Raw genomic sequence first — 14,948 nt, forward strand, 5'->3', positions numbered from 1 at the left:
TAGATTTTAGATTGCAGATTGTTGATTGCAGATTGTTGATAGAACTTATTTGAAAAAGAAAAAGGCGCGGGATGAGTTCCTGCGCCTTTTTCTTTTTGAGTGAATTTATCTTATAGTTTCACAAATCGTGTTACTCCATAGGTTTCTGATGAACGAACTGTCAGGATGTAAACACCTCCGGAGAGATCAGACAAATCCATTTCATACCAGGAGTCGCGAACACTGTGTACAGGAACCGCGATTGTTCTGCCGGAACCGTCAGTGATGGTAACTTCTTTAATATCCTTCTCCGCTGAAGAAAGATGCAGGAAGGCTTTATCATTAGCGGGATTCGGAATGATAACCAGATCAGCAGGTTTAAAGATGGAAGCTAAACCGGTATTCAATGCGGGTCTGCAATTGTCATGTAAGTCATGCATTGTTTGCTCAGCATCCTGATTGATCAGATCTTGAACAGCACTGATGCAAATGGATGTATCTGTCACAGCACTGAAATATATTCTTACCAAGGACTGATTGGATGAACGCTCCAGTGAAGAATCCTGAATGGAAATTCCGATCACTTCATTAGTAGAAGGAATATACCGTACATCAACAGGGAAAAGCAGCGGATCAGCAAGACTCACTACACTGCTGATAGTAATTCCGCTCATCGTGAATTGGAAAGCCTTGATTTTAGCGGATGGATTTTGAATCGCGACATCGACATAATTGTCGGTGTAATTTACATCTGCGATAGAAATACCAACCATGTCATTTGGATTGACAATATTTCTCGGGAAATTACAATGGTTATGATAACTTCCTCCCGGATGCGCATTGTTACCATGCATGCACCAGTTGATCAGGGCCGCATCAATCGCGGAGATATCACCATCCGCGTTCAGGTCATAGCAACTTGATGGAGGCATATTCGATTGGATAATATCCAAATAAGTATCAATATCTCCTGCATCAAGAGTTCCATCACTATATGTATCTCCATATACTCCAGGTCCGTTACAAACTCCGCTGCAATCCAGTTCACTTGTTCCTCCCGGGACTCCGGAGCAATCGACATATGGTGTACAGTTTGGCAACAAGGTATACGATGGTATTCCACCGTTTCTAGAGATATGCATACAAACCTGCAGCGCGTTATTCAGATAATTTGTTTCATAATGTCCCATAGCATCCGGGAGATGGTGGGAATTTATAATAGCGACCACACGGTAATCACCTTCAGGAACATCCGTGATGTCAAGCCATTGACATTGTGTACCTGCTCCGTAAGCGTCATAGCAACCGGTGGAGATACCCATCATGCTGCAATTGTATTGTCCGAATCCGCACAGATCCATTACGCAGAAACCATTTTTGTGTCCTGCAGGAACAAGATTTCCATTGCTGTCAAACAGACGGTAATCACCATATCCTTCATAGTGCGCGTGACCATGGCAATTGTTTGTATTGAACATTCCGGGATTTGATCCGGGGTCTCCAATATAAAAGTCGAGAGAACCGATATTGTTGATCTTTGAAGTAAAAGTGACAACATATCTTGTTCCGTAACCGGTTACGCAACCTTCATCGATGTCACATATTCCGGCTGACTGGGATTGAATACTGAGGCTATTCAGAAATGCCATTGAATCCAATTGAAGATCCGGACCGGCACAACCGGGGTTTCCATTATAGATGCAACTTCCATCATCGATCGTAGCCAGTGGATTATAATTGCATCCATTGGGATCCATGCATCCTGCGATTGGACCTACATAAGCCAGATCAAAATTGATGCTTCCAGTGCATAGATCGATATTATCTCCGATACGGATGAAATAGGTTGAGTTCGCTACCATCACAACGTTCAGATTTGCCTGTGTGCCACAGTTATTGTCATCATTAAATGCATAGGTTCCGGGAGGACCTTCCGGATAAGGAGTTGTCGGGCAGGTGCTATATACCCAGATTTTAGTATCACAGGTATTGTTATTACATGTTGTAATATTATATGTGCCGGATACTGTAGGTGTATAGATATACCATGTATCATCAAATGGAGCTGTGTAAGAGCCTGCAGTGATGGTCAATGGACTGGTACAGAACATTCCCGGAGGGCAGTTCAGAGAATACTGTGTCTGAAAACCAAAATTAGATCCTGTCGCAACTTCCACTCCGTCAACATAAAGCCAGAAACCGCCAGGGGTAATAATTCCATCACCAAAACTATCATAGATGGTGAATAAATGACAGGAATTCAAAGGGATACAAAGTGTATCACCAATGGAATCACCCATTGCAATAACAGCACCTGCTGAATCTGTAATGGACCAGGAAATCTCGGTAGGATAGTTATCAGGAATGATGCTGACAATAACTTCCGAATAACCGGAAGTACAGCTGGCAGAAGCCTGAAATGTGTACCATAAACTACATACAAGGAGGAGTAAGAGTCTTTTCATTTTCAATTTGGGTTAGAGCCCGAAAGATATAAATCTCCCTTGATTATCAAAATGCAATAATTAGATGAATTCTTGGATTTGTCTGCTTTCAGCATCCTCAATAAGTTGGAATGATTTTCAAAAATCTTCTTCAGGCAGCTGTGAAAGCGCCAATTACACATAGATATTGTCTTTCTCCAACGATGATGGGAAAAAAAATCCCCAAAATGTGGAATCTGGAATTGATCCTGAGTGGTCTTGTTTTTAAGATGTTTCAAATTTTTAGAAAAATCGAAGGTTGGGTTTCTGGCATGGTTCTGATTAAACCTAATCATAATATTAGAGTATAATGTCGAATCCAAATTCTAAAAAAAATAGACGACTATGAAAAAGATCTTGTTTGCCGCATTTATCGTTTTACTGGCAACCGGCTGTCATGATTACAAAGCCGATGCCGATAAGCTCCAGCAGGAGAAGACTAATTTGTCTGCCGCAGTACAATACAAAGATTCTACAATTACAGCATTCCTTGCCTCCTTTAATGAAATTGAAACAAATCTTGCTGCGATCGATACCAAGAAGGCACTGCTTGAAAAATCAACCGGTAATGGTGAATTGAAAGCTACACAGATGGAAAGAATAAATGAAAACATTTCTTCTATCAATGAGCTGATCAAACAAAACAAACAAAAGATAGCTTCATTAACGGCTAGTCTGAAAAAATCAAATGTGAAAATTCATGGTTTCGAAGAGATGATTGCGAAATTGAATCTTCAGATTGAAGAAAAAGACAAACAAGTTGCTGACCTCAATCTCCAACTTGCGGAGATGAACACCAAAGTCGAGAAATTGAATACTGACGTGTCTACTCTGACGGCTGACAATACCACCAAGCAGGTTTTCATAGAAGAACAAACCAGCAAATTGAATCAGGCCTACTACACGACCGGTACATTCAAAGAATTGCAAAGCAAACAGGTCATGAAAAAAGAGGGTGGAGTATTGGGTATCGGTGCGACTAAAAAAGTGAATGCTGATTTTAATAAAGATTCATTCACAGCCATCGACATCACGAAGGTTCAAACCATTCCTGTTGCAGCAAAGGATGCTAAAATATTAACCAATCATCCTTCTGAAAGCTACACAATCGAGCACAAAGGAAACCAGGTGAGTGATATCTTAATCACGAATCCTGAGAAATTCTGGGCTGCCTCTAAATACCTGGTTGTAGTAGTAGATAAATAATTTCCCGTGTATGTGTTTCTCCATCAATTTTCCAACGGGAACGCAACCATTTTTGAAGCCCTCCTTGAAAAAGGGGGGCTTCTTGTTTTATTATTGTCTGCGAAATCAGGATTTAGTCACCGCCGGAAACCGAATGATAAAAGTTGTTCCGTTTTTATATTCACTTTCTACCCGGATGGTTCCTTTATGCGACTGAATAATATTCTGTGTAGTTGTTAATCCAAGCCCCATTCCTTTTGCTTTATTGGTAAAGAAAGGATCAAACAAGTGAGGGATGTCCTCCTGTTTTATTCCTGAACCATTATCTGATATCGTAAGAACACAGAAATCCTCATCCCTTTTACTTTCAATGGAAAGTAATCCTTTTCCTTCTTCCATTGCTTCAATACCATTGAGCATGATGTTTAATATGGCTGTGCGCAATCTTCCCGGATCACCTTCTATTTCCAAAGGTGTTGGACTTAGCCGGATTTCAAGAGCTATTTTTTTTAATTGCATCCGGTCTTTGATCAGTTCCTTTGCTTCTGAAACCAGCTTGTTAAGGTCGCAGGTGTGTGCCAGAATTTGTTCTGGTCTTGAGGAATTCAGTAATTCTGTTATCAACTGATCAATTCGTGAAGAGTTTCGCTCAATAATTTCCGGATAGATTGCTGCTTCTCCAGAGGCAGGCAATTCTGACTTGAGTTGAGCCGCTGCAAGATGAATATTGGTCAAAGGATTTCGAACTTCATGAGCGATCACACGTGCCAGTTTGCCTGTAATGGCAAGCCTTTCAGCAGTGAGGAGTTCTTCCTGTGCATTTTTTCTTCTGGAAATATCACTCACTGTCAATGCCAGTCCGTTTTTAAGAGGAACAGCAACGAGATAAAACCATTTGTTAAAGGCTTTGCTGAAATATTCATGGCTCATTGTTTCCCCGTTTTGAATCACCGGTTGTAAAAGCTCCAGCCATCCTTCGTGAATGGTATCGGGTAAAATCGCGCTCAATTTATTCCCCGGTAAAAGTGTATGGTCCGGACCAAATAACTGTTTCACAGCAGGGTTTGCAATGGTCCAGGTGAGATCTGTGAGTATACCCTCTTTGTTTTTAATTGCAGTGAAAGCCATAATAGCGGAAGGTGAACTGTTCAGTACACCGCTTAATTTTTCTTCCGTTTCTTGTCTGACCACAACTTCCTGGTTTAGTTCAGTGATAACACGTTGTTCACTGCGATGCGTTTCCAGGTAATTCAGACTAATACCGATAAATGGAAGTATATATGTGATGGCAGCCATGAAATGCGAAATGTTGAAATTGTTATCAAACAATTCGTTGGAGCCAAACACCATGTATAATTGAGTAGCCACCGCCGGAATCATACTCAGTGTTAAGGTTTGTGCGAAGAGGGATGGAAACCTGTTTTGAAACCTTGGCAATATATACAATCCCAATATTGCATACAGGATAAGCGGTACAAGATCATACGAGCGCGCTAAATTGCGGTATGGATAAAGCATTTGAGGAATATCTGTCCGCAAATAAAGAGCTCCGATTGTAAAAAAAGTAAGTGCGACAAAAAGAACAGACAAACCTATAAACATACGTCTTCGATTTGTTCCGCTTTCTTCCCGGAATGCGGAAGGTTTAGCAAGAAATACGCCGGTACCAAGAATCAGAATGGATGCATGGAACAAACGACAGAAAAACCAGGTGAATGAAGCAAGATAAAATTGCTGAGACTGAGTATGGATGATCTGTGTCGCCGACAACACATGGAAGGTGTCGAACAAGCCGGAACAAAATAAAGCTACACCAACGATCGGAGTACTGAGCTCTCCTTTAATCCGGTAATCAATAAAGGCAAGCAGGATGGTGAGAAAGGAAATTGTTATGGAGATAGATACAAAAATCGTGTGCACATACCGGCCACGAAGAATTTCCTGCAGATACGTTTGTTGTTCGAATTGGTAGAGCTCGGTAATCTTGTAAGGATCAATTTTACTACTGATAAAACCGAAGTCGACACCGGTAACATTCAGCAGCACAGGGAGGGCACATACCAGTCCAATGATCCAGACAATTTTATCGGGAACACGAATTTTTATCCTGGGCACCAGAACACTGGTTCCTATGCCATCATTTCCGCGCTGGTTGTGCTCTGTTTCATTCTTCGCCATCAGACGTTTCGTTTGTTAAGCGGAACATTTTCATTTTATTGTACAGCGTTTTCCGGTCGATTTTCAATAGCTCAGCCGCTTTGGATTTGTTGAAGTTTACTTTTTTCAAGGCTTCCAGAATTGCCTCGTATTCCGCCTGCATCGCCGCGGATTTTAGATCCGGTGATGTTTTTGGGATTGGAGCATGATCCTGGAAATGCTCATTTCCCATAAACCTGGAAGGATTGGAGATTTCCAATGGAAGATTGTGCATCTGAATGAGATTCGATTGAGCAAGAAGAGTAGCCCTCTTGACCACATTCTTTAATTCACGGATATTTCCCGGCCATGAATAACCAAGCAAACACCTGGATACATCTTCATCAAAACCCTCAATCTGTTTTTGTAATTCTTCATTCACTTCTTTGAGAAACCAGTTTGCAAGCGGAAGGATATCTTCTTTTCGTTCACGCAATGGACTGAGATGAATGCTGAACTCGTTGAAGCGATGATACAGGTCTTCCCTGAACTTTCCTTTTTTTGTCGCTTCGTATAAATTTTCATTGCTGGCAACAAGGATTCTTACATCAAGAGAGATTTCATTAGCACCTCCGATTCTTTTCATTTTTCTTTCCTGTACAACACGGAGTAGTAGGGTCTGAATATCAAAAGGAAGATTCGCGACTTCGTCAAGAAACAATGTGCCACCTTCCGCCAATTCGAACTGACCGGCTTTGGAATTGATGGCTCCTGTAAAGGCTCCTTTTTCATGACCAAACAACTCGCTTCCCGCAAGGTCCTTTGGCAATGCACCGCAATCCAATGCGACAAAAGGATGACCGGCACGTTTACTCTTTTCGTGAATTTTTCTTGCTACCGCTTCTTTTCCTGATCCTGTTTCACCAAAAATGATTACGCTGAAATTTGTTGGTGCGACCAGCTCAATTTGTTTTTCAATTTCGATGGATTGAGGACTGGTTCCCATAACAAAACCGGTACTTGCCGTTGATGGTGGGGGCGCTTTCTTTTCATTTTCAGAATTGGATTTCTGTTTCGAATGAGCAATTGCTTTCTTCAATTGAATCAGGATCTCTTCAGGTATGAGGGGTTTCGCGATGTAGTCGAAAGCTCCGCTTTGTATCACATTGACGGCAGTTCGTATATCAGAATATCCTGTAATAATGATGACCGGTAACTGAGGGGCAATGGATTTTATTCCGCTCAGAATTTCAATACCATCCATATCTCCGAGACGAAAATCACACAACACAGCATCAAAAGTCTGCTCTTTCAGTTTTGTAAGTGCTGACTTTCCGCTATGCGCGGAATCCACCACATATGAATTTTTTTCAAGTAACCTGGTTAATAATTTGCAGGTATCCAAATCATCGTCAACCAGCAGTATTCTATGTTCCATTTGCAATGGATTTATATTTTCAGGATCTAAGGAGGGATGTTTTTACTAATTCATCAATAATCTCCTGCTGAAAGGGTTTGGGTAAAAAGAAATCAGCACCGTTTTGAATAGCTGTGTTCTTTTCAGCCGGTCCATCAAAAGCACTCATGATCACAATTGTTATTCTGGGGAATGTGTTACGTATCATCGGAATAGAATCCAGTCCGGAACCATCGGGAAGCTGAATATCCATGAACAACAAGACCGGAGAAAATTCATGCAGTTTGCTCAATCCCTCCTGCACTGAATTGGCGCTTATCGACACAATTGATCTGCTGGATAGCATTTTCCCAAGCAGATAACAGATGTCAGGCTCATCGTCAATTATTAAAGCAAGCCTTTCGCTTTCCATTTTCAATAGAGGGTTGATTCTAAAGGTACGGAAATCCAACGGAATTTGTACTTATTTATTGAATTCCTTCCGGATTGCCTTCAGGAAACCAAAACGCTGTGAAAATACCATGGATGATGCCGGGAATATTCCATTTTAACATCACTTTATTCCCGTTCAGAGAAAATTAATTTTTGATGAGAACTTGCCACTGTATGTTTACATCATCAATTTGAAATCTAAAACACAATCTACAATCTAAAATCTAAAATATTTCAACCCACCCTAAAAATGAAAAAAAGCCTGAGCTCCATGAGGATGTTTCTTTTAAGTATAGTGCTTCTATTGGGTGCCTGTAAGAAGGACGATAATTCTTCCTCTTCCGGCAGTACCAATAATGTTTCAACAACGGTAACTTCCGGTAGCTGGCGTGTATCACAATTCACTGAGAGCGGTGATGATCATACCGCGGACTTATCGGGTTATGTTTTTGTATTCGCTTCCGGTGGACAGTTGACTGCTACAAAATCCGGTGTGACAACTACGGGTTCATGGAGTAATGATGATAGCAGTAATAAATTGCATCTGAATATCGGCTCAAGTCAACCCTTAAGTAAAATCAGCGATGATTGGGTAGTGATTGAAAATTCAAGCACAATGATTAAACTGAATGATGATAATCCTTCAAGGAATGATGTGCTGCATTTTATCCGTAATTAAGGAATAATGCTCTGAAGATAATCCGTTCCGTAAAACGGCACCGCCCCGGTTCATGTCCTCATGATCACCGGGGCGGATTTTTTTTAATAATTCAGTACAATGAAAATCTAAAATCTAGATTCTAGATTCTAGATTCTAAAATCTAAAATCTAAAATCTACAATCTTCAATTTACAATCTTCAATTTACAATCTTCAATCTACAATCTAAAATCTACAATCTAAAATCCCCGTTCACCATCTCCTTTTTTTCTTCACCGAAGCCTTAGCCGGTGCCGCTGCAGGAGCACTTGTTTGATGATGTCTTTTACCCGCAGTAGCCGGTTTACCGCCACGGTGACTTCGTTGTTGCGGTTTCTTTTTCTGACCGGATGAAGAAGCTTCAGGTGATGGATTCCCGAGAATCGGGTAGGGGTGATTGTCAACAACAGGGATTGATCTTGAAATCAGTTTTTGAATATCCTTGATGTATGGCTTTTCATCGTTGTCACAAAATGATATTGCAGTACCACTTGCCCCGGCTCTTCCTGTCCTTCCAATTCGGTGAACATATGTTTCTGAAATATTCGGAATCTCGTAATTGATAACGTGTGAAAGATTATCGACATCAATTCCACGCGCTGCAATGTCTGTCGCGACCAGCACACGGGTTTTCCCCGATTTGAAATTGCTCAACGCACGCTGACGATTGTTTTGTGATTTGTTGCCATGAATAGCTTCCGCGTGAATTCCCGCTTTTGCAAGATCACGAGCCACGACATCCGCGCCACGTTTTGTTCTTGTAAAAACAAGGGCGGATGCGATTGCTTTGTCTTTCAGCAAATCAACAAGCAAACGTTTTTTATTTCCCTTGTCGACGTAGTAGAGTGATTGCTGAATGGTGTTCGCAGTTGAAGAAACCGGAGTCACTTCTACACGCACCGGCTTTTTAAGGATTGTGTCGGCCAGGCGCGCAATTTCGTCCGGCATTGTAGCGGAGAAAAACAAGGTTTGTCTTTTCTGTGGAATCGCGGCGATCACCTTTTTGACGTCATTGATGAATCCCATGTCAAGCATACGATCCGCTTCATCAAGAACGAAAAATTTGAGATGTTGGAGATGGACAAATTTCTGAGCCATCAAATCAAGCAATCGGCCAGGAGTGGCAACGAGGATGTCGATACCGGTCCTTAACGCGGTAGTTTGAGAATGCTGAGATACACCGCCGAAAATAACGGCATGTTTTAATCCTGTATATCTTCCGTATGCACCGAAACTTTCCGAAATCTGTAAAGCGAGCTCACGGGTAGGTGTGAGTACCAATGCTTTAATGGTACGATGTCCGGGAGCATGTTTTTCTTCGTGTAATAATTGCAGGATAGGAATAGCGAACGCGGCAGTTTTACCGGTTCCTGTTTGCGCGCAACCAAGCAGATCGTGATGTTTCAACACCACCGGAATCGCCTGTTCCTGAATAGGAGTTGGGGTCGTATATCCTTCTGTTTTTAATGCTTTTAAAATTGGTTCAATAAGATGTAATTGTTCGAATGTCATTATTTTTTAATTTGTTGTATAGTAATTATTATTGATTAGATGTTTGTTGTCAAGTGCAAGGTGCAAGGTATTAGGTATAAGGTTTAGTGTTCGATTTTAAATGTTCGAGATTGTTGAGTGCGAAACTCCCAACTCCTCATCATAACTCCCAACTCATAACTCATAACTCATAATTCATAACTCAAACTTCGCTCTTCCTATATTTCACTCCATGCTCATCCAAAAAGCGAAGTATGGTTTTGATATGAACTCCCCAGCCAACATTGAGGAATTGATTTTCTTCAATTTCCTGGTTGCCTTTCCGGATCTTCGGTGTAAATCCTAAAGGAAGGTGTCGGGTCTGACTTTGGATGGCCCAGATTTTTCCTTCTACATCGAAGATCGGTCCGCCACTTTGGCCGCGGAGTCCGGGAGAAGAAGTTTCGATGTATTGGATGTCGAATTTTTTATCGGCAGTTTTTCCGGCATTGATGTTTCGTGTAAATATTCCTTCAATCGGAAACCTCGGAATAGGAAAGATGGAAGGATCGAACATGAAACTGTTGTTTGCTTCATTGAATGTCGCTTTTACATCGTAGAAGGGATATCCAAGTTTGCACAGACTTGTGCCATTCATCAGTACATCCGGATTTTTAAAAACAGGATATTTAGACACAAATGCCGGATTGTAATTTTCTATTTTCCCGATGGCAAAATCATTTTCTTTCAGGATCATGAAATTGTTTATCCGGTGATGATCAGCGCCCCACCAGTGAGAAAAATTGATCAGCCATTTTGGATTGGGCGTAAAATAACTGATGTTACTTCCCGTAGAAGAACTGCTCTTCATAGAAGCTTTGTATTTATCAATTTCTATCGCGTGTTGCTGGAATTGAATCAGTGGATCAAGGATATGCGCGGCTGTCATGATCCAGCCCTCTTCGTTGATGATCACAAAGCTGCCTAAACCACTTTCAACACTTTTGTCGAAGTAACGGAATGAAAGCAATACAGGATGTGTGTATTGGCTGGCAATAGCATAAGCATTAGCAAACATAATAAGAATGGAATCTTGAAGATTGATTTTAAAAAGAAGAAACGGAATTGCTTATTCTTTGATTAATTTTTTTGAGAAATGTTCTGATTGCAACAGGTAAATTCCGGAGGATAATCCACCCAGATCAATTGTTTCGTGTTTTTTATTTAACATTCCTGATATACACAATTCGCCATAGGAATTGTAAATATGAAAGGCTTCTCCGTTCAGAGACGAATTTTCACGATTTAAATACAAGAGGTTATTTACAGGATTCGGGCCCAGTTCAACAGAAGCATCTGTGATAGTTTCTGTACCGGTTGGCACAGAAAAGATCGTTTCATAATTGATCGCGTATTCATCCGTGGAAGCGCAAGTGCTCACGGCATCCCAGTTTATCGACCAGGTCATCATCCCTCTTAAGTCGGGATAACCACCATTTTGTAGTAATGTATAATTGCCTGCCTGTGGTCCTGTACCACGGAGATAATTTACGGCTGATTGCACAACAGCCGGGCTCACGTAACCCCCACCGGCAGCGGAAGGGCATGCAGGCAGTCCGATAGCGACATGATTTGAGGGAATCCCGGAAAATGTTCCGCCTGATGTATTGAATCCGCGAATTACCGCTTCAGTCATTGCAACGATAAAATCAGCAGTACCCTGAGTATAAATGTTCCCATCCAGACCAAACATGGAACCACTGTTGTACAACTGAACTTGTAATATTTCAATGGAATCTTTCAGCGCTTCAATCACCGGTAAATATGCGCCCCATATACCACCAAATGCCGACATGCCACCCTGAACAAACGCGGTCTCCGGGGCCATTGTGAGCATCAATCTTTTTCCATGATGAATTTGATAGTCGAGCATGATCGCGCGAATGGCTTCTATCAATAAAACAATTTGCGGATCCGTTGGGTTTGATATTGTACCGCCGGATGTAGAAAGCGAACTTCCTTCCAGATCTATATCAATACCATCAAAATTATAGGTGTTGAGTATGTCGAGCATTGTTGAGACAAAAGTATTTCGGTCGTTCGTATCTAATAGACTAACCGGATCCGTTGCTCCACCGATACTGATTAAAACTTTTTTTCCCTGGCTTTGTAAAATTTGCAGATCCGTAATGAAAGAAGTTTGTGTTGTACCTGATGGACTGAATTGCATGGATGCATGAGTACCGGGAGCAGGTGTCGCGAAAGCGATTTCAATTACGGTGTATCTGGAATCAATCTGTGGCAATTGCAGATATGGTGCATTCGCATCATTCCAATTGTGCCAATAACCTACCAGATCCGGTCCGGAATTTTGTGAACGAACTGTAATGCCGATGAAAATAAATGCAAGTAAAATCAGATTTTTCATTTTCTGGAATGCTATTAAGGACTATTTCCGGGTGAGGGAGAAGGAAAAATGATCGAAAAGGGGAAATTTCACCAGTTTTAGACTTTCCTATAAGGGTGTAATTTAGTGAATTATATGCTTGTTTTGACGTGAGAGATAGGATTCATCGATCCATACACCAAGACCCGGAGCATCCGGAATTTGAATGCTGCCATGATCTCCGTATTTAATTCCTCCTTCAACAGGATCTTCCGCGAACATTAGTGGTGTGTCGAAATCGATGAATTGAACGGCCGGACTACTCAATGCAAGATGTGCGGATGCAGTAAAACCAATTCTGGATTCAAGAAAACCACCCATCTGAACAGGCAAATGTGCTTGCTCAGCAAGTGTCAGAATTTTTCTTGCTCTGAAAATTCCTGATGACTTTCCTAATTTTACATTTAGTGAATCACATGCATTTAATTGAATGAGTCTTTCCGCGTCGTTTTCGTCACAGCAGGATTCATCCGCCATAATTGGTATCGGACTTTTTTCGCGAAGTGATTTCAATTGCATGAATGCCCATCGTGGAATGGGCTCTTCGCAATGTTGAATATTCAGGGAAGAAATTTCATTCAGAATTTTAAGAGCGGAATCCGGGTTCCAGCCCTGGTTGGCATCGATCCTGAAAGGGATTTCCATCCCGACAGCTTCACGCATGCGTCGGATTCTTTCGATATCCTTTTCGGCGCTGTCGCCAAGTTTAATTTTGATGAATTTAAATCCTTCACTTTTAATTTTTTTCGCATCAGCAACCATTTTTTCAACGGGAGCAAGACTTACAGTATAATCTGTGAACAATATTCTCGATTCATTCGCGCCAAGAAGTTTGTACAATGGTTGATTGTGAAATTTTCCGAGAATGTCATGCAAAGCCAGATCAAATGCACTTTTAATGCTGCTGTTTGAATAAAATAATTTATTCATCAGAGAAATACAATCTTCAATTTCCAATGGATCAGAATGCAGCAATTGACCGGCTAATTCTTTCCCGACAATCATCGCTGTCTCCATCGTTTCGCCATGAATGGTGCGGAACGGACTGCATTCGCCAATACCGGATATACCCTGATTTGTGCGAATGATAACCACTACATTTTCAGCAAAATGCAAAGGTCCAAGAGAAATGATAAACGGTTCTCTGAGTTTAATGGGCGAACTGTAAAGTTCAATCTGTTCTATTCTGAGTGAAGAAGGCATTAGAAATTTTGCTCGAATCTGATAAATAAAAGTACTCAGGCATTGTATTCGATTTCCTTACTTCAAAAGAACTTTTCAGCCTTCTGATCTTGAAAAGCTGCATTCAGAAACAGAGGATTATAAAAGATTGATCCAAAATATTTACATCAGAGGTGTTCTAATGATAAATATCCAATCATTTGGCTGAAATCAATCTCAAGGCTTCTCTGGCACTTAAGGGTTTTAAAGGATGGCTGCTGACAAATTTCACAACAGTTTTCGCGTCGGTTTTGCTGTACTGTCGAAGGGCCCAGCCTATCGCTTTTTGGTGAAAGAATTCTTTTGATGAAAGATGAGGCAGGATAGCCCGGAATAATAAATCAACATCTGTTTTATTTCCATATTTCATCTGAAAAATAATCGCTGTTCTGTTCATCCACATGTCGGGATGTGTGGACCATTTGTCAACCATTTTAATTTTTTTCTCAGGCCATTTAATAAAATAATGACCAATGAGTGTTGTCGCGATCGTATCCACCGAATCCCACCATGAATTACTGAGAACCATTTCTTCAAAAAGAGAAAGAATATCTGATGTCCACTGTTTTTTATTTCTGAAAAGAATTTCCATTGCCAGATAATGCAACTCACGCTGAGGCTTTTTCCAGAGCCATTTCACTGCTCTGAACTGATCTTCCATTGAGATGTTTTTCAATTGAGGTAAATAAGCTTTCAGCAATTTATCTCTGTCTGGTTTTTTAATTCCATAACAATCAAATTTATTCTTTAAATATGCTTTCATTCCAATGGAAATAGTTTCGTTTCTGTTTGAATAATATAGCTGATTGATTTCAGAAAGAATAGTTATCAGGTCCCTGTTATTATTTTTATTTACTGACATATCAGATTGAATTATAAATTAATAAATTGAATTGAGGCGTTTATTAATTAACATTTGATTTTTTTTAAAAATGACAAAAATGGATGTAAAAAAGCTGTATTTATATAATTTCTAATATTCTCTTTCACTATTTATTGTTCATGTTGATTCTTGATTTAGAAGTGTATCTTTGAGTTCTCTTATTTTATACCAAAAACTTTTATTATGGCAAAAAGAAAACCAGGTCGTCCAGCCGCTAAAAAAGGTCCCGGACGTCCACCCAAGCACAAAGGACCCGGTCGCCCTGCGAAGGCTAAAGGTCCTGGCCGTCCGCCGAAGAAACGCGGACCAGGCCGCCCGCCAATCAGCCGTGGTCCCGGCCGTCCGGCAAAGAAACGTGGACCAGGCCGCCCGCCAAAGGCAGAATCGATTAAGCATTCAAAAGTTTCTCCGAATGATCTTGGAAAATTCATTGATTTGCAAAGTAAAATTCTTGATGTTCAAAAAGAAGTATTTAAACGTACAGGTAAATTTGACATCGGAATGCACAAGCAGTTCACTGACAATTTTAACAGCATTGATCAGCTTATCGCCAATGTTGCCAAGTTTTTTGAAGCTTAACCAAGCGAATTAATTTCAG

At 40.8% G+C, this 14,948-nt stretch carries 12 protein-coding genes; 3 read left to right on the forward strand and 9 right to left on the reverse strand.

All coding sequences use genetic code 11. The features are described from left to right. Positions 1 to 110: 110 nt before the first annotated feature. The gene (locus IPP86_11255) at positions 111 to 2,444 is read right to left on the reverse strand and encodes a T9SS type A sorting domain-containing protein (protein MBL0139089.1); all 2,334 of its coding nucleotides are present in this window, start codon (positions 2,442 to 2,444) and stop codon (positions 111 to 113) included. 363 nt (positions 2,445 to 2,807) lie between these two features. Between IPP86_11255 and IPP86_11260 the strand changes: the two genes are divergently transcribed. Beyond that, positions 2,808 to 3,668, forward strand: coding sequence for a hypothetical protein (locus IPP86_11260; protein ID MBL0139090.1), 861 nt, complete (start codon positions 2,808 to 2,810; stop codon positions 3,666 to 3,668). A gap of 105 nt (positions 3,669 to 3,773) precedes the next feature. Here the strand turns inward: IPP86_11260 and IPP86_11265 are convergent, their stop codons facing one another. The 3 genes from IPP86_11265 to IPP86_11275 are packed head-to-tail and all read right to left on the reverse strand — an operon-like array spanning position 3,774 to position 7,612. After that, a complete protein-coding gene (locus IPP86_11265; GenBank protein MBL0139091.1) occupies positions 3,774 to 5,825 on the reverse strand; it encodes a hypothetical protein in 2,052 nt (683 codons plus the stop codon). Then, a complete protein-coding gene (locus tag IPP86_11270; GenBank protein MBL0139092.1) occupies positions 5,812 to 7,221 on the reverse strand; it encodes a sigma-54-dependent Fis family transcriptional regulator in 1,410 nt (469 codons plus the stop codon). Before IPP86_11270 ends, IPP86_11265 begins: the two co-directional genes overlap by 14 nt. A gap of 19 nt (positions 7,222 to 7,240) precedes the next feature. Next, entirely contained in the window at positions 7,241 to 7,612 is a 372-nt protein-coding gene (locus IPP86_11275) for a response regulator (GenBank protein ID MBL0139093.1), read from the reverse strand. 270 nt (positions 7,613 to 7,882) lie between these two features. On the opposite strand from IPP86_11275, the gene IPP86_11280 reads away from it, so the two are divergent. Then, positions 7,883 to 8,311 (forward strand): hypothetical protein, encoded by a 429-nt coding sequence (locus IPP86_11280; GenBank protein ID MBL0139094.1) that lies wholly within the window; start codon positions 7,883 to 7,885, stop codon positions 8,309 to 8,311. A gap of 232 nt (positions 8,312 to 8,543) precedes the next feature. Here the strand turns inward: IPP86_11280 and IPP86_11285 are convergent, their stop codons facing one another. From IPP86_11285 to IPP86_11305, 5 genes are all read right to left on the reverse strand, one after another. Next, positions 8,544 to 9,842: a DEAD/DEAH box helicase gene (locus IPP86_11285; protein ID MBL0139095.1), complete on the reverse strand. Its 1,299-nt coding sequence runs from the start codon at positions 9,840 to 9,842 to the stop codon at positions 8,544 to 8,546. 181 nt (positions 9,843 to 10,023) lie between these two features. Next, positions 10,024 to 10,878, reverse strand: coding sequence for a trypsin-like peptidase domain-containing protein (locus tag IPP86_11290; GenBank protein MBL0139096.1), 855 nt, complete (start codon positions 10,876 to 10,878; stop codon positions 10,024 to 10,026). A gap of 51 nt (positions 10,879 to 10,929) precedes the next feature. Continuing rightward, the gene (locus tag IPP86_11295; GenBank protein ID MBL0139097.1) at positions 10,930 to 12,228 is read right to left on the reverse strand and encodes a T9SS type A sorting domain-containing protein; all 1,299 of its coding nucleotides are present in this window, start codon (positions 12,226 to 12,228) and stop codon (positions 10,930 to 10,932) included. A 102-nt stretch (positions 12,229 to 12,330) separates the two neighbouring features. Beyond that, positions 12,331 to 13,449 (reverse strand): dipeptide epimerase, encoded by a 1,119-nt coding sequence (locus IPP86_11300; protein ID MBL0139098.1) that lies wholly within the window; start codon positions 13,447 to 13,449, stop codon positions 12,331 to 12,333. Between the two features lie 175 nt (positions 13,450 to 13,624). Then, positions 13,625 to 14,329 carry a DNA alkylation repair protein gene (locus tag IPP86_11305; GenBank protein MBL0139099.1) on the reverse strand — a complete coding sequence of 235 codons (705 nt, stop codon included), beginning with the start codon at positions 14,327 to 14,329 and terminating at the stop codon, positions 13,625 to 13,627. A 204-nt stretch (positions 14,330 to 14,533) separates the two neighbouring features. On the opposite strand from IPP86_11305, the gene IPP86_11310 reads away from it, so the two are divergent. Continuing rightward, positions 14,534 to 14,929: a hypothetical protein gene (locus IPP86_11310; GenBank protein MBL0139100.1), complete on the forward strand. Its 396-nt coding sequence runs from the start codon at positions 14,534 to 14,536 to the stop codon at positions 14,927 to 14,929. The last annotated feature ends 19 nt before the right edge of the window (positions 14,930 to 14,948 follow it).

The sequence above is a fragment of the Bacteroidota bacterium genome (assembly GCA_016720935.1).
GTDB lineage: Bacteria > Bacteroidota > Bacteroidia > AKYH767-A > 2013-40CM-41-45 > JADKJP01.